The 24,966-nt window shown below is 71.8% G+C and carries 26 protein-coding genes and 1 tRNA gene; 10 read left to right on the plus strand and 17 right to left on the minus strand.

Annotated features, from left to right (window positions below; translation table 11 throughout):
* Positions 1-173: 173 nt before the first annotated feature.
* Positions 174-1,256 (minus strand): alpha/beta fold hydrolase, encoded by a 1,083-nt coding sequence (locus F8568_RS06670; protein ID WP_151592494.1) that lies wholly within the window; start codon positions 1,254-1,256, stop codon positions 174-176.
* Positions 1,257-1,587: 331 nt separating this feature from the next.
* Between F8568_RS06670 and F8568_RS06675 the strand changes: the two genes are divergently transcribed.
* Genes F8568_RS06675 through F8568_RS06685 form a run of 3 tightly spaced genes read left to right on the plus strand, consistent with a single transcriptional unit; the run spans position 1,588 to position 4,880 of the window.
* On the plus strand, positions 1,588-3,465 hold the full coding sequence (locus F8568_RS06675; protein WP_202124572.1) for a RelA/SpoT family protein: 1,878 nt from the start codon (positions 1,588-1,590) through the stop codon (positions 3,463-3,465).
* Positions 3,466-3,499: 34 nt separating this feature from the next.
* On the plus strand, positions 3,500-3,952 hold the full coding sequence (locus F8568_RS06680; protein WP_151592496.1) for a universal stress protein: 453 nt from the start codon (positions 3,500-3,502) through the stop codon (positions 3,950-3,952).
* A 58-nt stretch (positions 3,953-4,010) separates the two neighbouring features.
* Positions 4,011-4,880, plus strand: a complete 870-nt coding sequence (locus tag F8568_RS06685) for a hypothetical protein (RefSeq protein ID WP_328600754.1) — start codon at positions 4,011-4,013, stop codon at positions 4,878-4,880.
* On the opposite strand, the gene F8568_RS06690 is transcribed toward F8568_RS06685, so the two are convergent.
* The 4 genes from F8568_RS06690 to F8568_RS06705 all read right to left on the minus strand — a co-directional run bounded on the left by F8568_RS06690 (position 4,861) and on the right by F8568_RS06705 (position 8,408).
* A complete protein-coding gene (locus tag F8568_RS06690; protein ID WP_151592498.1) occupies positions 4,861-5,511 on the minus strand; it encodes a hypothetical protein in 651 nt (216 codons plus the stop codon). The two genes, F8568_RS06685 and F8568_RS06690, sit on opposite strands and share 20 nt — an antisense overlap.
* Before the next feature lie 177 nt (positions 5,512-5,688).
* Entirely contained in the window at positions 5,689-6,702 is a 1,014-nt protein-coding gene (gene glnII, locus F8568_RS06695) for a glutamine synthetase (RefSeq protein ID WP_151592500.1), read from the minus strand.
* Between the two features lie 166 nt (positions 6,703-6,868).
* Positions 6,869-7,870, minus strand: a complete 1,002-nt coding sequence (locus F8568_RS06700; RefSeq protein ID WP_151592502.1) for a ketopantoate reductase family protein — start codon at positions 7,868-7,870, stop codon at positions 6,869-6,871.
* Between the two features lie 88 nt (positions 7,871-7,958).
* Positions 7,959-8,408 carry a group II truncated hemoglobin gene (locus F8568_RS06705; protein WP_151592504.1) on the minus strand — a complete coding sequence of 150 codons (450 nt, stop codon included), beginning with the start codon at positions 8,406-8,408 and terminating at the stop codon, positions 7,959-7,961.
* Positions 8,409-8,774: 366 nt separating this feature from the next.
* Between F8568_RS06705 and F8568_RS06710 the strand changes: the two genes are divergently transcribed.
* Positions 8,775-10,040, plus strand: coding sequence for a PucR family transcriptional regulator (locus F8568_RS06710; protein ID WP_151592506.1), 1,266 nt, complete (start codon positions 8,775-8,777; stop codon positions 10,038-10,040).
* A gap of 83 nt (positions 10,041-10,123) precedes the next feature.
* Here F8568_RS06710 and F8568_RS06715 read toward each other — a convergent pair whose 3' ends face one another.
* Complete coding sequence (locus tag F8568_RS06715) at positions 10,124-11,137, minus strand: AurF N-oxygenase family protein (RefSeq protein WP_236008474.1); 1,014 nt, start codon at positions 11,135-11,137, stop codon at positions 10,124-10,126.
* A 390-nt stretch (positions 11,138-11,527) separates the two neighbouring features.
* Between F8568_RS06715 and F8568_RS06720 the strand changes: the two genes are divergently transcribed.
* From F8568_RS06720 to F8568_RS06730, 3 genes are all read left to right on the plus strand, one after another.
* The gene (locus tag F8568_RS06720) at positions 11,528-13,117 is read left to right on the plus strand and encodes a GMC oxidoreductase (RefSeq protein WP_151592508.1); all 1,590 of its coding nucleotides are present in this window, start codon (positions 11,528-11,530) and stop codon (positions 13,115-13,117) included.
* Between the two features lie 27 nt (positions 13,118-13,144).
* A complete protein-coding gene (locus tag F8568_RS06725) occupies positions 13,145-13,591 on the plus strand; it encodes a porin PorA family protein (protein ID WP_151592509.1) in 447 nt (148 codons plus the stop codon).
* Positions 13,592-13,774: 183 nt separating this feature from the next.
* A complete protein-coding gene (locus F8568_RS06730; RefSeq protein ID WP_151592510.1) occupies positions 13,775-14,461 on the plus strand; it encodes a DUF899 domain-containing protein in 687 nt (228 codons plus the stop codon).
* Between the two features lie 45 nt (positions 14,462-14,506).
* Here the strand turns inward: F8568_RS06730 and F8568_RS06735 are convergent, their stop codons facing one another.
* Positions 14,507-14,872 (minus strand): hypothetical protein, encoded by a 366-nt coding sequence (locus F8568_RS06735; RefSeq protein WP_151592511.1) that lies wholly within the window; start codon positions 14,870-14,872, stop codon positions 14,507-14,509.
* Positions 14,873-15,170: 298 nt separating this feature from the next.
* Positions 15,171-15,599, minus strand: coding sequence for an NUDIX hydrolase (locus F8568_RS06740; RefSeq protein ID WP_151592512.1), 429 nt, complete (start codon positions 15,597-15,599; stop codon positions 15,171-15,173).
* Positions 15,600-15,679: 80 nt separating this feature from the next.
* On the opposite strand from F8568_RS06740, the gene F8568_RS06745 reads away from it, so the two are divergent.
* Together F8568_RS06745 and F8568_RS06750 are read left to right on the plus strand one after the other, a co-directional pair.
* The gene (locus tag F8568_RS06745) at positions 15,680-16,465 is read left to right on the plus strand and encodes a GntR family transcriptional regulator (protein ID WP_328600755.1); all 786 of its coding nucleotides are present in this window, start codon (positions 15,680-15,682) and stop codon (positions 16,463-16,465) included.
* Positions 16,466-16,564: 99 nt separating this feature from the next.
* The gene (locus tag F8568_RS06750) at positions 16,565-16,939 is read left to right on the plus strand and encodes a hypothetical protein (RefSeq protein WP_151592517.1); all 375 of its coding nucleotides are present in this window, start codon (positions 16,565-16,567) and stop codon (positions 16,937-16,939) included.
* A 309-nt stretch (positions 16,940-17,248) separates the two neighbouring features.
* Here F8568_RS06750 and F8568_RS06755 read toward each other — a convergent pair.
* The 8 genes from F8568_RS06755 to F8568_RS06790 all read right to left on the minus strand — a co-directional run bounded on the left by F8568_RS06755 (position 17,249) and on the right by F8568_RS06790 (position 23,582).
* Positions 17,249-17,323 (minus strand) — tRNA-Val (locus F8568_RS06755).
* 54 nt (positions 17,324-17,377) lie between these two features.
* Positions 17,378-18,559, minus strand: a complete 1,182-nt coding sequence (locus F8568_RS06760) for a geranylgeranyl reductase family protein (RefSeq protein WP_151592519.1) — start codon at positions 18,557-18,559, stop codon at positions 17,378-17,380.
* Positions 18,560-18,591: 32 nt separating this feature from the next.
* On the minus strand, positions 18,592-19,239 hold the full coding sequence (locus tag F8568_RS06765; RefSeq protein ID WP_151592521.1) for a dienelactone hydrolase family protein: 648 nt from the start codon (positions 19,237-19,239) through the stop codon (positions 18,592-18,594).
* A complete protein-coding gene (locus F8568_RS06770) occupies positions 19,236-19,655 on the minus strand; it encodes a CBS domain-containing protein (protein ID WP_151592523.1) in 420 nt (139 codons plus the stop codon). The genes F8568_RS06765 and F8568_RS06770 overlap by 4 nt, the downstream gene beginning before the upstream one ends.
* Before the next feature lie 69 nt (positions 19,656-19,724).
* Positions 19,725-20,633 (minus strand): proteasome assembly chaperone family protein, encoded by a 909-nt coding sequence (locus F8568_RS06775; RefSeq protein ID WP_202124573.1) that lies wholly within the window; start codon positions 20,631-20,633, stop codon positions 19,725-19,727.
* Positions 20,634-20,741: 108 nt separating this feature from the next.
* Entirely contained in the window at positions 20,742-21,698 is a 957-nt protein-coding gene (gene cbbX / locus F8568_RS06780; protein ID WP_151592528.1) for a CbbX protein, read from the minus strand.
* Positions 21,699-21,718: 20 nt separating this feature from the next.
* Positions 21,719-22,147 (minus strand): ribulose bisphosphate carboxylase small subunit, encoded by a 429-nt coding sequence (locus tag F8568_RS06785; protein WP_151592530.1) that lies wholly within the window; start codon positions 22,145-22,147, stop codon positions 21,719-21,721.
* Position 22,148: 1 nt separating this feature from the next.
* Complete coding sequence (locus F8568_RS06790) at positions 22,149-23,582, minus strand: form I ribulose bisphosphate carboxylase large subunit (protein WP_151592532.1); 1,434 nt, start codon at positions 23,580-23,582, stop codon at positions 22,149-22,151.
* Between the two features lie 199 nt (positions 23,583-23,781).
* On the opposite strand from F8568_RS06790, the gene F8568_RS06795 reads away from it, so the two are divergent.
* A complete protein-coding gene (locus tag F8568_RS06795) occupies positions 23,782-24,657 on the plus strand; it encodes a LysR family transcriptional regulator (protein ID WP_151592534.1) in 876 nt (291 codons plus the stop codon).
* On the opposite strand, the gene F8568_RS06800 is transcribed toward F8568_RS06795, so the two are convergent.
* On the minus strand, positions 24,654-24,833 hold the full coding sequence (locus F8568_RS06800; protein WP_151592536.1) for a hypothetical protein: 180 nt from the start codon (positions 24,831-24,833) through the stop codon (positions 24,654-24,656). The genes F8568_RS06795 and F8568_RS06800 overlap by 4 nt on opposite strands.
* Positions 24,834-24,966 lie beyond the last annotated feature (133 nt).

The following is a 24,966-nucleotide window of genomic DNA, read 5'->3' on the forward strand; positions in this document are numbered from 1 at the left end:
GTGACCCTCGCTCACAACAACGGTCGGCAGACTACGGTCCGTGAGCGGTCGAGCACGGGGACGACACACCCGGGGGGTGCGCTGATGGCGGCACCGCAAAGGACTTTGGACGCTTCCTTGGCCTGCGCAAGACCCGCCGCCGGTGCGACCGGGCGGTCAGCGGGCGGGGGCGGTCACACCGTGACGGCGGGCCCGCGGCGCTGCCGGCGGATCCCGTGCCGGACCGTTCCCTCGTCCAGCCAGCGGTCCAGGTACGCCCATGTGGTCGCGCGCGCGGACCGTCCGGTCAGCACGTCGAGGTGGCCCCCCGACGCGACCTCGAACCGCACCTTCGGCGCGCCGGGCAGCAGCCGGATCAGCGGCAGGACGGACCGGACCGGCGCGACGGCGTCGCCGCGCCCGGCGATGGCCAGAACCGGCACGCCGATCCGGCGCAGCTCGACCCGCCGGCCGTCGATCTCGAGGCCGCCCGCGGCGAGCGCGTTGTCCTGGAAAATGGCGCGCTGAATGCGTCGCGCGGCGTTCCCCGTGAATCCGGTGACGGTGCCGGTGAATTGTTCGACGGCTTCGATCTGGGCGAGGAAATCGGCATTGTCGAGATGGGTCAGCGTCCGATAGGGCCGGAGCAGGACGCGATCGATTCCGGTCGCCCGGCGGAGGCGTTCCAGCACCGCGCCGGGACGGGGCGCGGGCAGCCGCACGGGCAGCCGCACGGGCGACCGCGGCGGGCGGACGTCGACAGGCGCGGCGATCGCGGCGACCGACGCGATCGGCAAGGCCGGGTCGTCGGCGGCGGCGAGCAGCGCCACCACCCCGCCGAGGGACCAGCCGACGAGCTGCACGGGCTGCCCGCCCGCGTCCCGGCTGACCGCGCGGATCGCGCCGGGCAGCAGGTCGCGGACCCATTCGCGCAGGCCGCCGTCCCGCCCGCCGCGGCCAGCGGAGCGCGCGGAATCGGCGGGGTCGCGGTCGAGCAGGTAGCTGCGCCGGCCCGCGCGCACGACGTGCTCGGCGAGGCTGCACCCGCGGCGCAGGTCGTAGCAGCGGGCCGGCGCGGCGGGCGGCGGCACGAACAGCACCGGCGGGCCGGCCGGGACCACGCCCTCCGGCGGCCGGTAGCGGCGCACCCCGCACCTGTCTCCGCCGCCCTCCACCGGATCGGCGGGCATCGGCCGCAGATCGGCGATCCGGCCGTGCCGGGCGAGCTGGACGGCATTGGCGGCGGCATCGCGCGCGCCTCGCGGGGAGAGGATCAATGCGCCATTATCCAACCGTCCTGACAGAGCACGGCGCGGGCCCATTGACCAAAGGCGGCCCGTCGCCCCTTCACCGCATTAATACACTGGTCAGCACGGCCGGGAAATCTCGACCGCGTGAAGCGCGTGTTAAATCGTCTTGACAGCGCGGCCCGGCGGGTCCGTAATGGGCGTGCGGGCCGGCCCGGCGGTGGCACGCTCCAGCGGCCGTCCGGCGGCGCCGGCGCGACGCGACCGCCCCGCTCTCGCGCCACCGCCGCGACGTCGCACATAATGTCGGTTACACCCAGTAGCAGGGGCGCTACCGGGGCGGGCGGCAGGTGGGCGCGTGATGACGACCCTCGATCCGGCGAACTCCACAGGCACGGCCTCCACCGCCGGCGCACCGGAGGGCGGGGCCGCGCTTCCCGGCGCGCCCGTCCCGGCGCGCGAGCGGTTCGGGTTCCCTCCGGCGCGGCGGGCGCCCGGCGCCGCGTCGCGGGTGCCGCGCGGCCCGGCACGGCTGCCGCGCGGTCCGGCCCGGCTGCCGGTGCGCCGCCTCCGGTCCGCCGCCGCGGACGGCCCGGTCGGCCCCGCCATCGCCCCGCTCCTCGCCGTCCACCGGTCCGCCTGCCCCGGCGGCGACGAGGCGGAGCTGCTGCGCGGCTACGAGGTCGCCGAACGGCTGCACCGCGGGCAGCTCCGCAAGTCGGGCGCGCCCTACATCACCCATCCGCTGGCCGTCGCGATGATCCTCGCCGGGATGGGGATGGACACCACCACCCTCGTCGCCGCGCTGCTGCACGACACCGTCGAGGACACCCCCTACACGCTCGGCGAGCTGCGCGCCGACTTCGGCGAGGAGATCGCCGTCCTCGTCGACGGCGTGACGAAGCTGGACGGCAGCCGCTGGGGCGAGCGCGCCGAGGCCGAGACGTTCCGCAAGATCGTGCTCGCGGCGGCGGCCGACCTGCGCGTCCTGGTCATCAAGCTGTCGGACCGGCTGCACAACCTGCGGACGCTGCGCTACCGGCCGGCGCACAAGCGCGCCCCCTACGCCAAGGCGTCCCAGGAGCTGCTCGTCCCGTTCGCCGAGCGGCTCGGCATCCATGTGCTGAAGCGGGAGATGGACGACCTGGCGTTCGCCGCGCGCGCCCCCGAGGCGCACGCCGCGACCGACCGCGCCGTCCGGGCCGCGCTGCGGGGCGCCGACGCGGTGTTCGCCCCTGCCATCGCGCGGATCCGCGACGCGCTCGCCGAGCACGGCGTGCGCGCGCGCGTGCAGATCCGTCCGTCGCACCTGTACGCGGTGCACGTGTCGTACGGCGGCGACCTCGCCGGGCTGCGGCCCTGCGAGGCGGCGCGGCTCCTGCTGCTGGTCGACGGCGAGGAACGCGACTGCTACATCGCCCTCGGCGCGGTGCACGCCGCGCTGCACCCCGTCGCCGGGCAGGTCCGCGACCACATCGCGATGCCGAAGGACAACATGTACCGGTCGCTGCACACCCGCGTCATCAGCCCGGACGGCGACCCGTTCGACGTGATCGTGCGCAGCGAGGCGATGCACCCGGTCGCCGAGTACGGCATCGTCGCGCACATCCGGCGGGCCCGCGACGACGACGCCGCCACCGCCGACGCCGTGGCGGGCCGCCGCGACCTGGCGTGGCTGAGCCGGCTGCTGGCCTGGCAGTCCAACGCGCCGTCCGCCGACTTCCTCGACGGCCTGCGCGCCGACCTCGCCGCCGGGCACCTCGCCGCGTTCACCCCGGACGGCCGCGCCGTGCCGCTGCCCGAGGGCGCGACCGCGCTCGACTTCGCCTACGCGCTGGACCCCGGCACCGGCGACCGCTGCATCGGCGCCGTCGTCAACGGCCGGCTCGCGCCGATGTCCGTGCAGGTCCGTACCGGCAACGTGGTGGAGGTGCTCACCGACCCGGCCGGCTCCCCGTCCGAGGACTGGCTCGACTTCGCCGTGACGGTCCCGGCGCGCATGCACATCCGGCGGAGCCTCGCGCTGCGCCGCGCGGAGGAGGCCGCGGACGCCGGCCGCCGCACCCTCGTGCGGGCCCTCGCGCAGCGGCGGCTCGACCTGCTCGCCGCGGAGGCGCGCGGCGACTCGCTGGCCGTCGCCCGCGACCTCGGCTACGGCGAGATCGACCAGATGTACGGCGCGCTCGCGGCCGGCGCGCTCGGCCTCGACGACCTGGTGGCCCGGTTCACCCGACTCTGACATTCCGCACTACCCTGGTCGGCGTGATGATCGCATGACCGGTGAGGGGCCGTTCGAGTACGGCATGGACGGGCCGAAGGTGATCGTGGCCGGGGTCGACGGGTCGGAGACCTCGCTGCACGCCGGCGCGTACGCGTGGGGCCTGGCCCGCCGCGGCGCGGCACGGCTGATCCTCGTGCACGTCGAGCGGATCCCCGCGCTGTCCACCCTCACCGCCGGCGGCGCCGCGGTGATGCGCGAGGCCGGCGAAGCCGTCGCCGACGACCTGCGCCGCGAACTGGAACGCGCCGCCGAGCGCGCCGACGTCCGCTACGAGTTCGTCACCGAGCAGGGCGACCCGTTCACCGTCATCTCGCGCATCGCCGACGAGAACCGCGCCGACGCGGTGATCGTCGGCGCGTCCGCGCAGGCCGGGCACCGGCTGATCGGGTCCGTCGCGGTCAAGCTCGTCCGCACCGGCCGCTGGCCGGTGACCGTCGTCCCGTGACCCGTGCGCGCTCGGCCGCGCGGCCAGGTTGGACGGCGGCGGCGGGGGAACGGGTCCGGTGAACCGTGCGGAGGACGAGGCGGGGGCGGCGATGCCGGAGCCATACCTGACCGAGGTCGGCTGGGCGGGGTCCGCGCTCCGCGTCGCCGGCGCGATCAGGCGCGACGACGACCTGCCCGCCGTCCCGGAACTGGAACTGCTGCTGCGCGAGCGCGACGGCGACGGGCTGCTGCGGCTCCCCGCGTCCGCCGCCGACGAGAGCGGCCTCATCACCTTCGAGGCGCTGGTGGACGTCGCGTCCGTCGGGAGCGGCGGGCCGCTGCCCGGCGGGCTCTGGGACGTCGGCCTCGCGATCGGCCCGCCGCCCGCCGGCCGCGTCGTCGACCTCGGGCCCGAACGCGCGCCCGGCCTCGACACCTCCCCGCGGCGGCGGTTCCTGCCGGGCGCGGTCACCGTCGCCGCCTACTTCGGCGACCGCGGGGCGCTGTCCATCGACGTCGGCGGCCACTCGCACGTCGCCGGCACGACGCGCGCCGACGGGGTCGCCTGGGACGGGCGCCGCGCCGAGATCGTCATCACCGGGCACATCGACCGGAGCTGGCTCAGCATGCCCGTCTCCGGCACGCTGACCCTCACCGAGCGGAGCACCCGCCGCGCGTTCGAGGTCATCGCCGCGCTCGACGAGACCGGCGACCGGCTCGGCTACCGCGCCGCGCTGCCCGTCAGCCGGGCGTTCGTCGACGACCCGCTGCCGCGCGGCACCTGGGACGTCTCGCTCTGCCTCGCCTTCTCCGGCATGCACCGCGAGCTCGGCGTCCTCGCCCCCGAGGCCGCGGTGGACGTCCAGGTGTGGAGGCGGCTCCGGCACGTGCGCGTGTCGTCGTCGTCCGCGCCGGACCCGCTCGCCATCACGGTCGGCCGCGCCTGAACGGGCGGTCCGGCCAGAACGGGCGGTCGGGCCAGAACGACCGCGAGCCCGCGGCCGCCACCCCCGCGAGCAGCACCACCACCGACGTCCCGCCGACGAGGTTGACGCACGCGGTCGCCACCGCCGCGTCGGGCGGCCCGTTCAGCAGCAGCGGCAGGATCGTCAGCAGCACCACCGCGAACCCGCCGATCCACGCGAACGCGCGGACGGGCCGTGCCGCCGTCGCCAGCAGCAGGTGCATCAGCGCGGTCGCCTGGATCGTCCCGGCCGCCGCGACCAGCGCGTAGCTCGTCGCCGCCGGTCCCGCCGCGGTGTGCCCGCCCGCGAACACCGGAACGTCCAGCCCGAACAGGCCGCGCAGCCCCAGCACGGCCGCGAACGCCATGCCGCCGGCGGCCAGCGCCGCCGACGTCCCCGCCCACCACAGCGGGCGGAGCGGGAGCGCCGGGCCCCCCGAGATCTCCTCGTGCAGGGCGACGAACTCGTGGTACCGCCTCGCCGGAGCCTCCGCCCGGCGCCGCCGCGCCGTGGAGGGACACCGGAACGACCGCTCGTACGGCCGTGGCGCAGGACGGCCGGCGTGCCTGCCCGGCAGGCCGCCGGGGTACCGCCCGAATGGCGTATCGGGCATGTTCCCTCCCCCCGGTGCGAACGATGTAGGTGCTACCCGGCCGCGATAGGGGGAACTCTCCCAAGCACAACAATTTGCAGATGTTTGGGTCCGTCACCGGTCATAGCGGCGTTCTTCGCGGAACGCGAAGGGCCCCGGGGAACACGCCTCCCGGGGCCCTTTCCGTCGTGCGCGAGGTCAGACCTGGCCGGCCTTCTCCAGCGCCGCGCAGCAGGTGCCGGTGATCAGCCGGGCCACCACGTACGGGTCGACGTTGGCGTTCGGGCGGCGGTCCTCGATGTAGCCCTTCTTCTCCACCTCGACCTGCCACGGGATCCGCACCGACGCGCCGCGGTTCGACACGCCGTAGCTGAACTCGCTCCACGGGGCCGTCTCGTGCATTCCGGTCAGGCGGCGCTCGATGTCGGCGCCGTAGCCCTGGACGTGCTCCTGCGCGCGCTCGGCGAGCGCCTCGCAGGCGGTGATGATGGCGTCGTAGCTCTCGCGCATCGCCTTGGTCGAGAAGTTGGTGTGCGCGCCGGCGCCGTTCCAGTCGCCCTCGACCGGCTTCGGGTCGAGCGTCGCGGACACGTCGAACTCCTCGGCGATGCGGTAGAGCAGCCACCGCGCGACCCACATGTGGTCGCCGACCTCCAGCGGCCCCGCCGGGCCGATCTGGAACTCCCACTGCCCGGGCATGACCTCGGCGTTGATGCCGGAGATCTTCAGGCCGGCGTCGAGGCAGGCGTCCAGGTGCCGCTCGACGATCTCGCGGCCGAACACCTCGTCCGCACCGACACCGCAGTAGTAGAAGCCCTGGGGCGCCGGGAAGCCGCGCTCGGGGAAGCCGAGCGGCCGGCCGTCCTTGAAGAACGTGTACTCCTGCTCGATGCCGTACCAGGCGTCCTGGTCGGCGTACTGCTCCGCGATCGGACGCAGCTCGGCGCGGGTGTTGGTCTTGTGCGGCGTCCCGTCGACGAGGAACACCTCGCACAGGACGAGCTTGTGGTCGCCGCCGCGCAGCGGGTCGGGGCAGGAGAACACCGGCTTGAGCACGCAGTCCGAGTGGTCCCCGGGGGCCTGGTTCGTGCTGGAGCCGTCGAAGCCCCAGTCCGGCAGGTCGGCGCCGTCGGGGAGGATCCTGGTCTTGGACCGCAGCCGCGCGGTGGGCTCGGTGCCGTCGATCCAGATGTACTCGGCCTTGTAGCTCAACGTCGATCCCTTCGCTCACTGCCGGGCCATGTGGGTTCCGCGGCGACGACCACGCTCCCAACCAGCCATTTCGCACCTGTTGCCCATATGTGAACGCCATGTAACACGCCCGCCTGGCCCGCGAGACCCTCCTCACACCCCGCCGGGCCGTCCGGTCCGGCGCCCGCTAACGCCCGCCCGGGATCCGGGCGGCGAGGTCGCCGGCGGTCATGGAGCCGGGCTCGCGGCCGGTGCGGGCGAACTCGTTCGCGGCTCGCAGGAGCGTCTCGTTCACCGGGGTCGCGACGCCGTGGAGCCGTCCGAGGAGCACGATCTCGCCGTTGAGGTAGTCCGCCTCGACCGACGTGCTGCCGCGCCGCAGGCTCTGCCAGGTCGAACCGCCGGCGGGGCCGCCGCCCTCGACGGGGCGCACCTCGACGCGCCCGGACCGCAGGGCGCGCTGCTCCTCGCCGGTCGCCCGGTCGATGCCCGCCGCGTCCAGGACCTCGGCCCCCTCCTCGCGTGCCCGCGCGACCAGCGCCTTGGCGTCGTCGCCGGCCAGCGTGCCGCACACCGCCTCGACCGCGTTCGCGAGGTTGCCGAGCAGCTTCGCGTACTTCCAGCGCATCACCTCGGGCGTGACCGGCACGAGGAAGTTCGCCTTCTCCAGGCCTTCGGCGATCCGGCGGGCGGTCTCGTCGGCGCCGGAGGGGTAGCGCCCGAGGTTGAGCGCACCGGTGTACGGCGCGCAGCGGACGGTGACGGCGCCCGGTTCCAGGTAGCTCGCCGGAAGGAACACGCACATCCCGTAGACGTCGCGGAAGCGGCGCAACGCCAGCCGTTCCGCCTCGACGCCGTTCTGGGCGCACACCAGCGGCAGGCGGTCCCCCGCCGTCCCGCCGCCGGCGACCGGGCGCGGCGCCCACGCGTCCAGGGCGGCGATGGCGTCCTGCGTCTTCACGGCGAGGACGAGCACGTCGTCCGGGGTCGGTTCGAGCGCGTCGGGCCCGTCGACGACCGGGACGGGCAGGTCGATGACGCCGTCCGGGCCGGTGAGCCGCAGCCCCCGCTCGCGCAGCGCCGCGTACTGCGCGCCGCGCGCGACCAGCACCACGTCCTGGCCCGCCTGCTGCAGCCGGCCGCCGATCGCGCCGCCGATCGCCCCCGCGCCGATGATGACGTAACGCATGTAAGCCCCGTTCGACCCGGACGCCCGTGACCACCCCACCCTAAGCGTCGCGATCACCGGCCACGCGGGCGGCCATGGGGTACGGGCGTCACGAGGTCCCGGCGGGCCAGTCCCAGTGCGGCACCTCGCGCAGCGGGTGGAGTTCGTCGTCGGTCGCGGCGTGCGAGTTCTGCTTGGCGACCTGGGAACCGAACTCGACGTGCTCGAGCAGCGCCTGCCGGAACGGCGCGTCGTCGGGCAGGCCCGCGGCGTCGGCCGCCGCCATGTACAGCTCGACGAACCTGCACCGCTGCTCTTCGGTGATCTTCAGGTGCCGGTGCACGTCGATGAGGTGCGCGAAGCCGCCCATCTCCCGCGAGAACGTGTCGGGTCCGCCGAACGTCTCGGCGGTGAAGGCCGTCAGGTGGTCGACGTGCGTGGGCCGTCCCTCGCCGAACAGCGGCTGCAGGAGCGGGTCCGCCAGCAGCGACGCATAGAAGATGTCAATGAACCGGCGCAGGCCTTCGTGGCCGCCCGCGTGCTCGTACAGCGTGCGCATGACCCTGCCCCCTGGGCTCGCCGTGTCACGTACAAGCCGTTTATCGCAGCCGCGGGAACCCTTGTCCACCCCATGGCCGCCACCTCCCGCCACCGCCGCCCCCGGTCGTGCGGGGCGGCCCAGGTGAGCGCGTTGTTGGATGGAACGAAGTAAGTGAGCGTTCGCTAGAGGTATCCTGATTCGGGTGCGCCGGTACAGGAATGGAGGGCCAGAAGACCATGCGCGGCTTGTGGCTCGCTGAGGCGGCCCCTGGATTCCGGATCGCGCCATCGGGGAGCCGCCGCCGGGGAGAACCCGGCGGTGGCGGTTCAGCCGCACGCTCCACAAGCCTTGACGCAGCACCGAGGCTACGAGATCGGATCTTCCATGACTCCCACCCCCGCGGAAGCCGAGAAAGTCTCCCTCCCCCAGACCATCGACCCACCGATACCCGCTCGGATCCTGGAACGTCTCCGCGAAGAACTCCCCCTGTTCGCCGCGGAGAGCGTCGAGAAGGCCCAGCAGAGCCTGCCGCAGATCGCGCACGCCCTGAGAGGACAGGGGGAGGACGCCCACATCCGGGCCAGCGACCTGGCACGGCAGGTCCTGGTGCAACTCGCCGACCCGCACACCCCCAAGGCGCAGTGGGCCGACCTCTGCCGGTCCCTCGGACGTGAGGCGTTCCGGCTGGGCCTCAGCCTCGAAGCGCTCGAAGGGGCGTTCCGGGTGGGCACCCGGGACGGCTGGGTCCGCCTGACGCGAGTCGGCCGCCAGGCCGGCGCGTCGGGCGAGCAGCTGTGCCAGCTCGCCGAGCTGCTCTTCGCGTCCATCGAGCAGGTCTGCGCCTACTCCGTGGGCGCCTATCGCGAACTGGCCGCGCAGAGCTCCGCCTCCCTGCAGGCCGCGAGGAAGCGGCTGCTGGACGTCCTGCTGTCCGATCCGGACGCCGGCGGCATCGAGGAACTCGCCCGGCAGGCCGAATGGCGGCTGCCGCAGACCGTCGCGGCAGTGGCGCTGGGCGAGTCGTGGCATGCCAAGCACCAGATGCTGCCGGCCCTGGAGCCCGACGTCCTCATGGACCTCCACCGCCCGGACCCCTTGCTGCTGCTGCCCGATCCGCAGGGACCGGGCCGTGTGGAGATGCTGCAGCGAGGCCTGCGCGAGGTTCGCTTCGCCATCGGGACCAGCGTCCCGCTCGCAGACGCCGCGAGCTCCCTGCACATGGCGCGCCATGCCCTGTCCCTCATGCGGCGCGGCCTGTTGCGGCAGGGGAACCACATCCAGTGCACCGACCACCTTGCGAGCCTGCTCATCCTCAGCGATGAGGAGATAGCGCGGCAGGTGGCCAGGCATCAGCTCGGGACCTTCACGGAACTGAGGAGTGTGGAGCGGTCTCGGCTGCGGGAGACGTTGCTGGTCTGGCTGTCCTCGGGAGGAACGTATCCGGAGGTGGCCGATCAGCTGCACGTGCACCCGCAGACGGTCCGGTACCGCATGCGCAAGCTCACGCAGATGTTCGGGGAGCGCCTTCGTGATCCGCAGTGGAGATTCGAGATGCTGCTCGCCCTCCATGTCGACCAGATGATCGACAGGTCCGGTGAGGACGCGGCGCGACCGGCACTGTCAGGGCAGGCCGCCGGCGCCACGCGGTGAGCCGCACGGGGCCGGGTCCGAGAGGTCGGCCCCGGGCATCCGCCGGGCACCACCGCCGGCGCTCGGACGAGCCGTGCTCGACGTCATCGGATGAGCCCGCTGTGACGCCACAGGGCGGTGCCCGGACCGGCGACGATCCCGGTCTCGGCGAGGAACGGCATGATCTTCTCGCCGAGCCAGTGCCGGGTCTCCAGGAAATGCGGATTGGCCGCGGCCGCCTTGCGTCCGGCGTCCGGGGAGAGACCGACGCAGCGGTACACCTTGGGATCGATCATGAATTCGACGATCGCCGTGCCGATGACGGCGGCCAGCAGCCGGTGCCGGGCCATGGCCGCACGCCCGAGCCCGCGCATGCTGCGGACGAGCTCCTCCCGGGCGTAGCGGACATGCCGCGACTCTTCGACGACGTGGATCCTGTTCACGGCCCGGACCAGGGGCTGGACGCGCTCGTCGTCCATGCTCGCCCGTTGCACCCGATCGAAGACCTCTTCGCCTATCAGGAAGATCGCCCACATCGACGGGCCGCCGCCCACCGCCTTGAAGACCCGGCCACCGTGGTGCACGATCGGCGGGATGCCGTACTGCGGCGTGCCCATCTTGCCCAGCAGCCGGGCGAACATGACCGAGTGGCGCGTCTCGTCCCCGACCTCGGTGAGCGCGAACCGGGCGTGCGCCGTGCGCGGATCCTGATGGTAGATCTTCCTGAGAAAGAGGTGCATCAGGCTCAGCTCGAGCCAGATGCCCACCGCGGTCTGGCTGGCGAACTCGTGCTTGGACAACTCGATCCGCTGGTCCTCGGTCATCCGCTCCCACAGGGCCGTGCCATAAAGGGAGACGCGTTCCGGCGGCAGGAAGGGCGCCTTCTCCTCGAAGGCGGCCTCCCAGTCGATTTCCTGGTCCGGATCGTAGGAGGCACGCGCCGCGGAGCGTATCAGCCGGGTCGCGGTGCGTTCGCGATCACCGACCCGTAGAGCACCGTTCATTGGAGCAGACCACTCCGTCCTTGGGAAGCACCGTGCGGTGGCGGTCGCGTCGCACGCGGCGGCCGGGCCATGGATTATGCAGGCGCCGGCCCGACCGGACTTAGTCACGAACATGACTATTACTCGACTTTGTTTTGTTCGATCGACGACAATCCAGCCCGGCCGTCAGGCGCATCCGGCATGCCGCCGGCGGTGTCTGGTGAGTTTTTAGAACGTGAGTGTGATCCAGCACAATTCGGCAGACCGACCACTGTGCGGCAGCACAGGCCGGCCGGTTCTAGTGCTGAACGTTATAGTTCCGCCCGGACGAATATGCCCGTGCGCCATCTGGGCCACGGCATCTGCGCCGGCCTACGGTAAGCCCGCGTTGAACACGTTGGGTTTCGCCATCAGGCGCAGTCGCGGCATGTCCCTCGCGGGCGTGCCCCATGAGATCTGCCAGATCACGGTCTTCCCCACTCGTACGACTGCTGCCCGCCCGCATCCTTACTGATTGGAGTCGTCATGTCCGAGATCAGCCGCCGTTCCCTGCTCGCGGGCGCCGCGGCCACCGCGGGGCTGGCCGCCGTCGGAGCAGCGCGGACGCCGGCGCGGGCCGCCGCGAAGGCGCGGGTCCCGGTCACGCGGTCGCAGGAGCGCGTCGTCATCATCGGATCCGGGTTCGGCGGCGGCGTGACCGCGCTGCGGTTCGCGCAGGCGGGCGTCCCCTGCCTGGTCCTGGAACGCGGCATCTGGTGGCGCACCGGACCCAACGCCGAGACCTTCCCGCACGCCGCCTCCCCCGACAAGCGGATGTTCTGGCTCGGCTCCACACCGCAGATCTTCGGGATCTCCGCCGACCCCTTCGAGCACTACACCGGGCTGCTGGAACAGGTCGCCGGCAACGGCATGGACATGATCGTCGCGGCCGGCGTCGGCGGCGGATCGCTGGTCTACCAGGGCATGACGCTCCAGCCCACCCGCGATGCCTTCAACGCCAACCTCCCCGAGCAGCTCGACTACACCAGGATGGACCAGGTCTACTACCCGCGCGTCGCCCAGATGCTGCAGATCGAGACCGCCCCCGACGAGCTGATCAACAGCCCCACCTACCAGCCCGCCCGCGTCTTCGCCAAGGACGTCCAGCGCGCCGGCCACCCCCTGTCGAAGATCCCGATGCCGATCGACTGGGACTACGCGCTGCGCGAGCTCAAAGGGGAGATGAAGCCGTCCTACACCAACGGCGACTGCGCCCTGGGCGTCAACAACGGCGGCAAGCACTCGGTCGACGTCACCTACATCGCCGCCGCCCAGGCCACCGGCCTGGTCACCGTCGCGACCCAGCACAACGTCACCGACGTGGCAATGACCTCCGACGGCCGCTGGGAGATCCACGTCGACCGCATCGGCACCGACGGCACCGTCCTGGAGAAGAAGATCATCACCGCGAAGGCGCTGGTCATGGCCGCCGGAACCGCCGGCACCACCAGGCTGCTCATGCGCGCCGCCGCCAAGGGCCAGATCCCGGACATGCCCGACGGGCTGGGCACCGGCTGGGGCTCCAACGGAGACCGCATCTACGTCTGGACCGACCTGGAGGACGACTTCGGCGACCCCCAGGGCGGCCCCGTCGTGTACGGCAGCCTGGAATGGGACGACCCGAACACGGCCAACACCGTCATCCAGGCCTCGCTGCCGCCCACCGGCGGCGACATCCGGTCCACCATGATCGTCGGGTACGGGGTCAGCAAGGGCCGCGGCCGGTTCGTCTACGACTCCGGCAAGGACGACGCCGTGCTGCAGTGGCCCAAGGGCGCCGACGACACCATCTACAAGCGGATCAACGAGCGGATCACCAAGATCGCCGGCTCGCTGTCGGTGCTCACCGACACCACCGGCGCCTACCCCTCCACCTGGCACCCGCTCGGCGGAGCCCCGATGGGGACGGTCTGCGACCTCTCCGGCCGCGTCCAGGGCCACCGCGGCCTGTACGTGCTCGACGGCGCGCTGATCCCCGGCACCACCGCCGCCTGCAACCCCTCCATGACCATCGCCGCCATCGCCGAACGCGCCACCGACGACATCGTCGCCCACGACGCCGGCACCGTCTTCTGACGATTCGGCGACCGATAAGGAGAGAATGTGCGATACACGGCCGCCTACGCGATGGCCGGACTCGGGGCCTTTCTGGTGGCCGCCGCGCTCCTTCTGCATCTCTATGTGGGACCGAGTCTGATGCGGGCGCCATCGAACGTGTACAAGGTCGTCACGCTCCAAGCGAACAATGCGACATACTTCGATGCGGCGTCGCCGCGCCGGCGTACGGGTGCCACGGTCACCGCGACCACGACCGTCCGCGGAGACACGGCCGCGAGTGCCGGGCACATCGTGACCTGGGACTCCTTCACCATGATGCAGGACCTGCCGGGCAAGACCACCGTGGGGTACCCGAAGATCCGGCTCGCCTTCGACCGGCGCACCGGACGACTCGTCAACTGCTGCGGCGCGAACATCGACGGAGGCGGCCGGCGCCCGGCCGCCACGCCCCCGCGTCTCTGGCAGGGCAAGAGCATCGGGATCTCGAGGTGAGAGCCCCTGGCGGGTGACATACGACAAGACGGCTCGCGCCGCCTAAGGGCGCGGAGGACATCTTCCCCAAAGCGATCGCAACGTCAAGGCCCTCGAAGTTACGCCGCCTCCCCAGGGACCGATGATTCCGGCGGCCGGGCACGGTCTGTACTACCGACGTCGATCGCAACTCGGAGGAAGACCATGACCAGCAAAGCACTGCCGCCCGTCGTCGACGCGGAGACCTGGCGACGCCACCTCGACGAGCTGCGGGCGCGGGAGAAGGCCGCGACCCGGGAACTCGACGCGATCGCCGCGCAGCGCCGCCGGATGCCGATGGTCGAGATGCCCGACTACACCCTCGAGGGCGAGGAGGGCCCGGTCCGGCTGGCCGACGTCTTCGCCGGCCTGTCCCAACTGATCGTCTACAACCACATGTGGTTCCCCGGCGAGACCTGGCAGTGCCCGGGCTGCACGGGATTCACATCGCAGTTCACGCGGCTGGAGTTCCTGGGCGCCTACGACGCCCGCTTCGCCATCGTCACCCAGGGCCCGATCGACGAGGCCCTCGCCTACAAACGGCGGGTCGGCAACAAGATGACCTGGTACTCCACGGCGAACAGCCCCTTCGGCACGGACGTGGGCGCCCCTCCCGGCGGCGGCTTCGCGGTCAACGTCTTCCTGCGCGACGGCGACACCGTCTACCGCACCTGGCACACCGACGGCCGCGGCACCGAGCAGCTCAGCCACACCTTCCCCCTCATCGACCTGCTGCCGTACGGGCGCCAGGAGGAGTGGCAGGACGTGCCCGAGGGCTGGCCCCAGTCCCCGACCTACAGCCGCTGGCCCGGCAGCAAGGACATAGCCGCCCTCTACGGCGAGGACGGCTGAAACAGGACCGGTCCCGGCCGCGCAGGCGACCGGGACCGGCGACGGTCAGTCGGCGCAGATCGCGTACACGCTGATGCCGACGTCGTTGTAGCCGATCTGGCGGCCGAGCGCGATCCAGCCGCGCCCGTCCTGCGTCGGGAACGACCCGACGAGGATGGCGCCGTTGCCCTGGGCCTCGGCGCCGCCCCCGAGAACGTGCTTGGATCCGGGGCAGTAGAGGGTCCGTCGCTGGAAGTTGGGGACGTTGGCGTTCGGGAGGGTGACGATCTGGTAGCCCGCCGGGAGCTGGGCGGCCCGCTCCGGGGACCGGCGGCCCTCCGTGCTCTGAGCGCTGGCGACGCCGGCGGACGCCAGGCAGGTCGCCGCCGCGGCCACGGCCAGTGCCACGGAGGTGGTCTTGAGGGACGGCATGTGCTCTCCTTCTATGTTGATCTCCCGCACCCGCAACACGAGAAGGCGGGGAGCCGAAGAATCCGAACACACAGAGTGTCGCCGCAAACACACAGAGCTTCAATAGCTCTCTGTACACAAGAGATAACGGATAGCATCCAAAATCGATTACGGAGGGTGTTTATCGGCGCCGTAACCCCGCCACCTGCCGCAATGGCCCGCCCCCAGAAAGCCGGCTGGCCTCGTCCGGCCACCCCCTTGCCCCCATACCACTTAGTCCGAGTCTCATCTGCAAAATAGGGGCTGCGACCGGCATCCTTCAGCCGAAGATATGGATGCCGTCGTGTTGGCGGATGGGGACCGTGGGACGGGCGGCCAGGGCGTCTTGGACTCGGATGGCGAAGGCTTCGTTTGCCAGCTCGACCACCTCGTCGGCGGTCACCCAGCGGAAGGCGGAGGTCTCGTCGGATTCTCGGAGGGAGCCGGCCTCGGCCTTGCAGCGGAAGACCAGGGCCACGATGCCGCGGGCCATGTTCTTGTAGACGCCGGTAAGGGCGACCGGCGTCACGTCCAGGCCGGTCTCTTCCCGGACCTCGCGGCGAAGGCCCGTGATGATGTCCTCATCCTGCTCCAGGACGCCGCCGGGCGCCTCCCAGTGGCCGTTGTCACGGCGCTGGATCAGGAGGGCTCGCCCCTGGTCGTCGACGACGACCCCCGCCACGCTAACGGAGTGACGGTTGTCGGGCATTTCGCATGCTCCTCGTGCCAGGTCCGGCTACTAGACTCAACGCTAGTACACGTACGTACGAGTTGAGGAGTTGGCGGCGCGTGGGCGAGCTGGGGCTGCCAGACCTGGATCCGACGAGCGACCGGCCGGTCTTCAAGCAGATCGCTGATCATCTGCGGGCGGCAATCGACGGCAAGCAGCTCGCGCCCGGCGAGAAACTCCCTTCGGAGAGCCAGCTGATCGGGCACTACGACGTGGCCCGGATGACGGTACGGCATGCTCTCCAGATTCTGCAGAGCGAGGGGCTGACCGTCGCCGAGCACGGCAAGGGTGTTTTCGTTCGATCGCGGCCGCCAGTACGGAGGCTGGCCTCCGATCGATTTGCTCGGCATCATCGCGAAGAAGGCAAGGCGGCCTTCATCGCCGAAGCCGAAGAGGCCGGCGTCAAACCATCGGTCGACTCCATCAGCGTCACGGAAGGCACGCCGACGCCAGATGTTGCGTCGAAGCTGGATCTCGCGAGTGGTGAGCTGGTCATCGTCCGGGCGCGTCGGTATCTGCTCAACGGGCACCCCGTGGAAACGGCGACCTCATACATTCCAGCCTCGATCGCTCGCAACTCGCAGATCGCGCAGTCCGACAGCGGCCCCGGCGGAATCTACGCCCGCCTTGAGGAGCTCGGTCATCGCCTCGACCGCTTCACCGAGGAGATCAGAGCCCGGATGCCGTTGCGCAATGAGGCCCGGGCGCTGAAGCTCGCGCCCGGCGTACCGGTGTTCCATCTGGTGCGCACGGCCTATGACCAGGACGGACGACCGGTCGAGGTCTGCGACACGGTCATGTCGAGCGACGCGTACGTCCTCTCGTACGAGCTTCCAGCCCGGTAGCACTGGACTCGTCTAGACGAGTTGTGTCAGAGTCAACGCACTCATCTAGACGTCTAGATGTCATTGGCGCTCGCCGCCAGCCTTCAGGAGGACTTGGTCATGAACGATCTCGACACGCGACACGAGCCGGACGGTTCCTGGCGTATCGCGGCTCTGGCGCTGGTGGAGGCGCTGGGGCGACGCGGACTGGATGCTCGGCTGTGCGGCCACGGTGTGGTGCGGGCGAGCAACCCGGCAGGTGAGCCCGACCCCGATGACCCATTTGGAGCGTTGATGCATCCGGGGTTGCGGCAAGAGGTGCTGTGCCACCGCCGCGATGGCGCGTTGTGGTGGTTGTGGGTGTGGACGGGCCCCACCCGTCAGTCCCCGCCGGAGCTGGAGCCATTGTGCCCGGCAGCAGAGACGGACAAGGCGGCGGAACGAATCGCGCGGGTCCTGGCGGTGCCGTTTACGGATTCCTCAGGCGGCTCGTGATGGGCACTGTTCGAGTCGTCCTGCCGGCCGGGTTGAGCGGGCGACCGGTCGCGCAGCAGATCGAGCGCGAATTCCGGGCGTCTGCGCCTGGTACGGGCAAGCCACCGGATCAGGGTGGGCGATGGGGGTTCGGGGTGCTCCTCGGCTTGTCGAAGCACTGAGCCCTCAGCAGTTGAGGGACGCGATCGTCAGCGCACAGCATCGACGCCCGAGCGCCGCCCGGTGAGGGCAGGGGGCTCTGCTTCGCGGCTAATGGCATGGCAGTGGCACGAAACCCCGTTCCCTCGCTGTGGAACGGGGCCTTTTCGCTGGTGGGCGCGGACGGTTTCGAACCGCCGACTCCTCGCTTGTAAGGCGAGTGCTCTACCCCTGAGCTACGCGCCCGCGTGCTCGTGACCGGGAAAGCGTACCTGGTTCGGTGGGGCGATCGCGAAACGGTCAGGAGGCGGGGGCGAGGCGGGTGAGGGCGGCGGCGAGGTGGTCGGCGGACGGGTCGGTGAGGTTGCCGAGGAGTGTGAGGGCGAAGCGCATCAGGGGCGGGTTGGCGAGGCCGGCGCGGGTGGCGGCGCGCATGACCAGGGGGTTCTCGATGGCGCGGGCGAAGGTGCGGCCGAGGGTGAAGGGGCGGCCGTTGGCCTGGCGGATCGCGGACGGGTAGGTGTAGAGGGCGCGTTCGCGGGCGCCGGGGGTGGGGGCGGCGAGGGCCGCTCGGACGGTCTCGGCGGCGATGCGGGCGGCTTCGAGGGCGTAGCCGATGCCCTCACCGGTGGACGGGTTGATCATGCCTCCGGAGTCGCCGGTGAGCAGGAGGCCGGGGAGGTAGTGGGGGCGGCGCGTGTAGCCCATGGGGAGGGCGGCGCCGCGGAGGGGGGACACGGCGTTGTCCTCGGTGAAGCCCCAGTCCGGTGGTGTGCGGGCCAGCCAGCCGTCCAGGAGACGGCGGGTGTCGGCGTGCGCGGTGCGCAGGAGGGCGACGCCGACGTTGCAGGTGCCGTCGCCCATGCCGAACACCCAGCCGTATCCGGCGGGGACGAGGTCGAGCCAGGCTTCGAGGTAGGGGTCGTCGTGGCGGGGGCTGCGGTAGTAGCGGCGGGCGGCGGTGCCGATCGGGCGGTCGCGGCGGGGATGCAGGCCGAGGGCGACGGAGAGCCGGGAGGACGCGCCGTCGGCGGCGATGACGATCGGGGCGCGGTGCTCGCCGGCGTCGGTGCGGACGCCGGTGACGCGGCCCGTGCGGTCCCGGAGGGGGGCGGTGACCTTGGTGTTCTGGGAGAGGACGGCGCCGGCGGCGACGGCGTGGCGGGCGAGGATGTCGTCGAGGTCGTGGCGGGTGCGGGTGAGGCCGAAGGGCGGGTACCCGGTGTCGGGCCAGGGCAGTTCGAGGCGGCGGTCGCCGGCGATCAGGCGGAGGCCGCGGTTGCGGAACCAGCCGGGGGCGTCGATGTCGACGCCGAGGTCGAGGAGTTCCCGGACGGCCCGCGGCGTCAGGCCGTCGCCGCAGACCTTCTCGCGGGGGAACGCGGACTTCTCCAGCACGTGGACGTCGAGGCCGGAGCGGGCGAGGTGGCAGGCGGCGGCGGAGCCGGCCGGTCCGGCTCCGACCACGATGACGTCGGGCATGCCGACATCGTGCCCCGGCCGCCGGTTGCGAATCAGGTTCCGTGGTCGAGGTGCCGGTTGAACCAGTCGGCGGCCTGCGTGGTGACCTCCTCGAGGGCGCCCGGTTCCTCGAACAGGTGGGTGGCGCCGGAGACGACGTGCAGTTCGGCGGCCTCGAGATGCCGTTCGGCCTGCTCGTTGAGGCGGAGCACCTCGGGGTCGGCGCCGCCGACGATCAGCAGGACGGGCACGCGGACGCGGGGCAGCGACGGACCCGCGAGGTCGGGGCGGCCGCCTCGCGAGACGACGGCGCCGACCCCCGGACGGGCCGCGGCGGCGGCGAGCGCGGCGGCGGCGCCGGTGCTGGCGCCGAACAGGCCGATCCGCAGGCCCGCGGTGTGCGGCGCGGCCTCCAGTCCTTCGGCGAGCGCGTCGACGGTGCCGACCAGCCGCATGGTCAGCAGTTCGATGTCGAAGCGGAGGGCGGCGGTGACCCGGTCGACCTGGTCCTCCTGCTCGGTGAGCAGGTCCAGGAGGAGGGTGCCGATGCCGGCGGCGTTCAGGCCCTGCGCGACGGCCCGGTTGCGGGGGCTGTGCCGGGAGCTGCCGCTACCGTGCGCGAACACCACCATGCCCGCCGGGTCGTCCGGGATGGCGAGGTCGCCGGCCAGCTCGGCGTCCGGCAGCTTCAGCGTGATCATGTGTTGGGGGGTTCCGCGCTGATGTCGGCCAGCGCCGAGCGCTCGTCGCGCTGCACCGCGAGGTCGCCGATCGACACCATCCCGATCGGGCGGTCGCCGTCCACGACGGGGAGCCGCCGGACGGCGTGCCGGCGCATCAGCCGGACGGCCTCGTCGGCGTCCTGCTCCGGCGCCACCGTCACCATGTTGGTGCTGCAGATGTCGCCGACGGTGGTGTTCCCGACGTCCTTCTGGACGGCGACGGCGCGGACGACGATGTCGCGGTCGGTGACCAGCCCACGCAGGCGCCCCTCGTGCACCACCAGGACGTCGCCGATGCCGTGCCGGCGCATCAGGTCGCTCACCGTGACCAGCGTGGTGTCCGGGGACACCGCCACCGGCACCGGCGTCATCACTTCGTTCACTCTCTGGGCCATGGGCGAGCCTCCCCCCTCCGGGGCTCGCCTACCCAGCGCCCGGCCGGATATGTCAGGGCGCCCGCCGGGTCACGGCGCGGAGTCGGGGCCCTCCTGCTCGGCCAGGAACCGCTCGAACTGCGCGCCGAGCTCGTCCGCGGTCGGCATGTCCTGCGACTCGGCGAGCAGGCTGTCGCGCTCGGCGGCGCCGGCGAACGCGTCGTACTGCTGCTCCAGCGCCCGGACGACCTTCTCGACCTCGGCATTGCCGTCGACCTGCTCGGCGATGTCGGCGTCGGTGGCGGCGGCGGCCTCGCGGAGCCGCTCGTTCGGCAGCACCAGCCCGGTCGCGGCGACGATCTGGTCGAGGGCGGCGACCGCGGCGGCCGGGTAGGCCGACTGGGCCAGGTAGTGCGGGACGTGCACGGCCAGGCCGAGGGCGTCGTGGCCCGCCTCGCCGAGCCGCAGCTCGAGCAGCCCGGCGGCGCTGCCCGGCACCTGGACCTTGTCGAACCAGGTGTTGCGGGTGATCAGCTCGGGCCGGGTGGCGTGCGAGGTGACGCCGACCGGGCGGGTGTGCGGCACGCCCATCGGGATGCCGTGGAACCCGACGACGAGCCCGACGTCCAGCTTCTTCACCAGGTGCACGACGGACCGGGTGAAGCCCTCCCAGAGCCGGTCGGGCTCGGGCCCGGACAGCATCAGGAACGGGCTTCCGACGTCGTCCCGGAGCAGCCGCACCACCAGCTCGGGCGCGTCGTAGGACGCCCAGTGGTCGCGGTCGAAGGTCATCGCCGGGCGGCGCGCCCGGTAGTCGATCAGGGAGTCGACGTCGAAGCGGGCGATGACGCGGTGCTCCAAGGCCTCCAGCAGGTGCTCGCGCACGAGCTGCCCGGTGGATCCGGCGTCCACGAAGCCGTCGAGGCTGTGCAGCAGCACCGGACCGGTCATCTCCGGCAGGTCGGTGTCCAGCTCGTACAGATCCTCAGGGTTCAGCAACTTCTCCCCCACCTCTTCATGTCTGGTCTTAACACTAGGACATGAAGAGGTGAATCCCTTTCCCGACTGTGATCGCCGCCTCATTCGGAGTGCCGCGGATCACACCGGTCACGTGAATACCCGGCTGGTGAGGAAGTCGTCCGGTTCGAGGGTGGTGAGGGCGGCGCGGTCGACCTCACCGGCGGCGGCCAGGAGGCGGTTGGCGTGGCGCAGGCGCGCGCGCTCGATCGCGTTGCGGACGGAGCGGGCGTTGGCGAAGCGCGGCTGGACGCGACGCCGGTCGAGGTAGTCGCGGAAGACCGGTTCGGTCTCCGGGGCCAGGACGTACCCTTCGCGCCGCATCATCAGGTGCCCGATGGCCTCCAGCTCGTCCGGCTCGTAGTCGGGGAAGTCGATGTGGTGGGCGATGCGGGAGCTCATGCCGGGGTTGGACGCGAAGAAGGAGTCCATGCGGTCCTTGTAGCCCGCCAGGACGACGACGAGGTCGTCCCGCTGGTTCTCCATGACCTGCAGCAGGATCTCGATGGCCTCCTGCCCGTAGTCGCGCTCGTTCTCGGCCCGGTACAGGTAGTACGCCTCGTCGATGAACAGGACTCCGCCCATGGCGCGCTTGAGGACCTCCTTGGTCTTCGGGGCGGTGTGGCCGACGTACTGGCCGACGAGGTCGTCGCGGGTGACGGAGACGAGGTGGCCCTTGCGGATGTAGCCGAGCCGGTGGAGCAGCTCGGCGAGCCGGACTGCGACGGTCGTCTTCCCCGTTCCGGGGCTGCCGGTGAAGCACATGTGCAGGTTGGGGCGTCCGGAGTCGATGCCGAAGCGCGCGCGGACGCGGTCGACCAGCAGCAGCGCGGCGATCTCCCGGATGCGGGTCTTCACCGGTGCGAGGCCGACGAGTTCGGTGTCGAGGGCGTCCAGGACGTCGTCGGCGTGCGACTCGGCGCGCTCCTTGGCGAGGTCGACGCGGGCGTCGGGCGGCAGCGGGGGCGGTGCGCCCGGCGGGGCCGGCTCCCCGGCGGCGGGAGCGTGGGGTGGGGCCGCCGGGGAGCCGTTTTCGGAGGGTCGCATGCCGAACCCGGGACGGTCGCTCAACCCGTGTCCCCGTAGCGCTCGCCTTCGGGACGGTCCGTCGCGTACGAGTGCAGCGTGTACCGGATGCGCCGGTCGGAGGTCTCCTCGCGGTCGAGGCGGAACCCGGGCTCCGCGGGCGGGCGCTGCACGATGAACGACAGCGCGGTGGTCTGGCGCCCGTAGTGCGCGTCGTAGGCGTTCAGCCGGATGTAGTGGTTCGGGTACGCCTTGCGGCATTCCTTCACCTCGTACAGGACGCCGGCTGGGTCGGCGAGGTCGAACATGGGCAGTCCCCACATCTCCCAGTAGGAGTTGCGCGGGTGCGGGTCGTCGGTGAACTCGACCGAGCAGGGCCAGCCCCGGTCCAGCGCGTACGCGATCTGCTTGGCGATCTCGTCGTCGGTCAGGTCGGGCAGGTAGGAGAAGGTGCCTTGGGTGATCCGCATGTCACACCCTCACAGGGGTCTCGACGGCGTCGGGGGTGTCGGTGGAGGCGTAGGTGAAGGTGATGTCGCCCCAGGTGGAGAGGGCGACGTCCAGTTCGCGGCTGTTCCTGGCGGCGGCGCGCAGGATGTCCGGGCCCTCGGCGAGGTAGTCGCGGCCCTCGTTCCGCGCCTTGATCATCGCTTCGAGCGCGACGCGGTTGGCGGTGGCGCCGGCGGCGATGCCCATCGGGTGGCCGATCGTCCCGCCGCCGAACTGCAGGATCGAGTCCTCGCCGAGGTAGTGCAGGAGCTGGTGCATCTGCCCGGCGTGGATGCCGCCGGACGCGACGGGCATGCAGCCGGGCAGCGACGCCCAGTCCTGGTCGAAGTACAGGCCCTTCACCGGGTCGGCGGGCGTGTGGTCGAGGCGGAGCGTGTCGTAGTAGCCGCGGACGCTGTTGGGGTCGCCCTCCAGCTTCCCGACGACCGTCCCGGCGTGGATGTGGTCGACGCCGGCGAGGCGCATCCACTTGGCGATGACGCGGAAGTTCACGCCGTGGTTCTTCTGCCGCGTGTAGGTGGAGTGCCCGGCGCGGTGCAGGTGCAGCAGGACGCCGTTCCCGCGCGCCCACTTGGCCATCGACTGGATCGCCGTGTACCCGATGGTCAGGTCGATCATGACGACGACGCTGCCGAGGTCCTTGGCGAACTCGGCGCGCTCGTACATGTCCTCCATCGTCGCGGCGGTGACGTTGAGGTAGTGGCCCTTGACCTCGCCCGTCGCGGCCTGCGCCCGGTTGACGCCCTCCATGCAGTACAGGAACCGGTCGCGCCAGCGCATGAACGGCTGGGAGTTGATGTTCTCGTCGTCCTTGGTGAAGTCGAGGCCGCCGCGCAGGGCCTCGTAGACGACGCGCCCGTAATTGCGGGCCGACAAGCCGAGCTTCGGCTTGACGGTCGCACCGAGCAGCGGGCGTCCGAACTTGCCGAGGTACTCGCGCTCCATGACGATGCCGTGCGGCGGCCCCTGGAACGTCTTCAGGTAGTGGGTCGGGATCCGCATGTCCTCCAGGCGCAGCGCCTTCAGCGCCTTGAACCCGAAGACGTTGCCGATGATGGACGACGTCAGGTTCGCGATCGACCCCTCCTCGAACAGGTCGAGGTCGTAGGCGATGTAGGCGGTGAACTGGTTCTCCTGGCCCGGGACCGGCTCCACTTTGTAGCACTTGGCCTGGTAGTTCTCGTAGGAGGTGAGCCGGTCGGTCCACACGACCGTCCAGGTGGCGGTGGACGACTCGCCCGCGACGGCCGCGCCGGCCTCCTCCGGCGGGACGCCCGGCTGCGGCGTGATCCGGAAGGCGGCGAGGATGTCGCTGTCCTTCGGCTCGTAGTCGGGCCTCCAGTAGCCCATCTCCGCGTAGGGGATCACGCCCGCCGACCATCTGCCCGAACTCATCGCCGATCTCCTTCGCGTGCCGGGCGGGACGCGGCGGCTCCGTCCCGCGAAGGACGGCATGCCCAGGGGATGGGGGCGGAGCGCCGCGTCCCGGCCAAGTGGAACCGTGACGCGTCGAGCTTCGCCTCCCCACACTTGCGCTGTCCATCAAGTGTTCTACGGTGACCATCAAGTATTCACTTGAATGAGGAGGCCGGACGTGACAGAGGCACGGCTGCGGACGTTGGTCGCGCTGTCCGACACCGGGTCCGTGCGGGCGGCGGCGCTCCGGCTGTACGTGACGGAGTCGGCGGTGTCGGCGGCGGTGTCCGCGCTCACCCGCGACCTCGGCGTCCCGCTCGTCCGGCGGGTGGGGCGCGGCGTCCGGCTGACCCCGGCCGGGACCGTCTACGCCGGGTACGCGCGGCAGGTGCTCGGCCTGCTGGAGGAGGGACGGGCGGCGGCGCGCGGCGCGGCGGATCCGGGCCACGGCACGCTGCGGCTGGCGGCGGTGACGACGGCCGCCGACCAGATCCTGCCCGAGCTGCTCGCCTCGTTCCGGACGCGCTGGCCCGACGTGGAGCTGACCCTCGAGGTGGGCCCGCGGCGGCAGGTGTGGAGCAGCCTCGCCGCCCACGAGGCCGACCTCGTGCTGGCGGGCCGTCCGCCCTCCGACGCCGCCGCGACCGTGCTGGCGACGCGTCCGAACGAGCTGGTCGTGGTCGGCGCACCGGACGTCGCGGACGGCTTCTCCCCCGCCCGGACGCCGTGGGTGATGCGCGAGCCGGGGTCGGGGACGCGGGCGTCCGCGGACGCCTACCTGGCCGAACGGGAGGTCGCGCCGCCCCGGCTCGTCCTCGGCTCGAACGGCGCGGTGATCGCGGGCGCGGCGGCGGGGCTCGGGGTGGCGCTGGTGTCGCGGGACGCGGTCGGCGCCGAGCTCGCGGCGGGACGCCTCGTGGTGATCGACATGCCGGGGATGCCGCTCGACCGCCCCTGGCACGCCGTCGCGGGCGCCGCGCCGACCCCGACGACGCTGCTGTTCGTCCGGCACCTGCTGAACGCGCCCGCCTGGACCGCGCCCGGCTCCCGCTAGGGAAGGCTCCACAGGGGTACCGACAGCAGGATGAGGCTCACGCCGATGAGCGCGACCGCGACGGACCGTCCGCCGTCGCCGCCGCCCGGCACCGCCGCGGGCCGCAGGACGCCGAGGAGGGACCAGCAGAGGCAGAGCACGGCGACCACGTCCATCGCCACGGCGAGCCCGATCACACCACCATCCCCCTCGTAGTAGAGGCCAACAGTAGGGCATACGCAGGCATGGGCCGGGCGCGCGCGACGATCCGAGTGGAGTCGCTCACATCGGCGGCCCAGGGCGCTCGCGATGGTTCCACGACGGGACAGA

Source organism: Actinomadura physcomitrii (assembly GCF_008923205.2).
Taxonomy (GTDB): Bacteria; Actinomycetota; Actinomycetes; order Streptosporangiales; family Streptosporangiaceae; genus Spirillospora; species Spirillospora physcomitrii.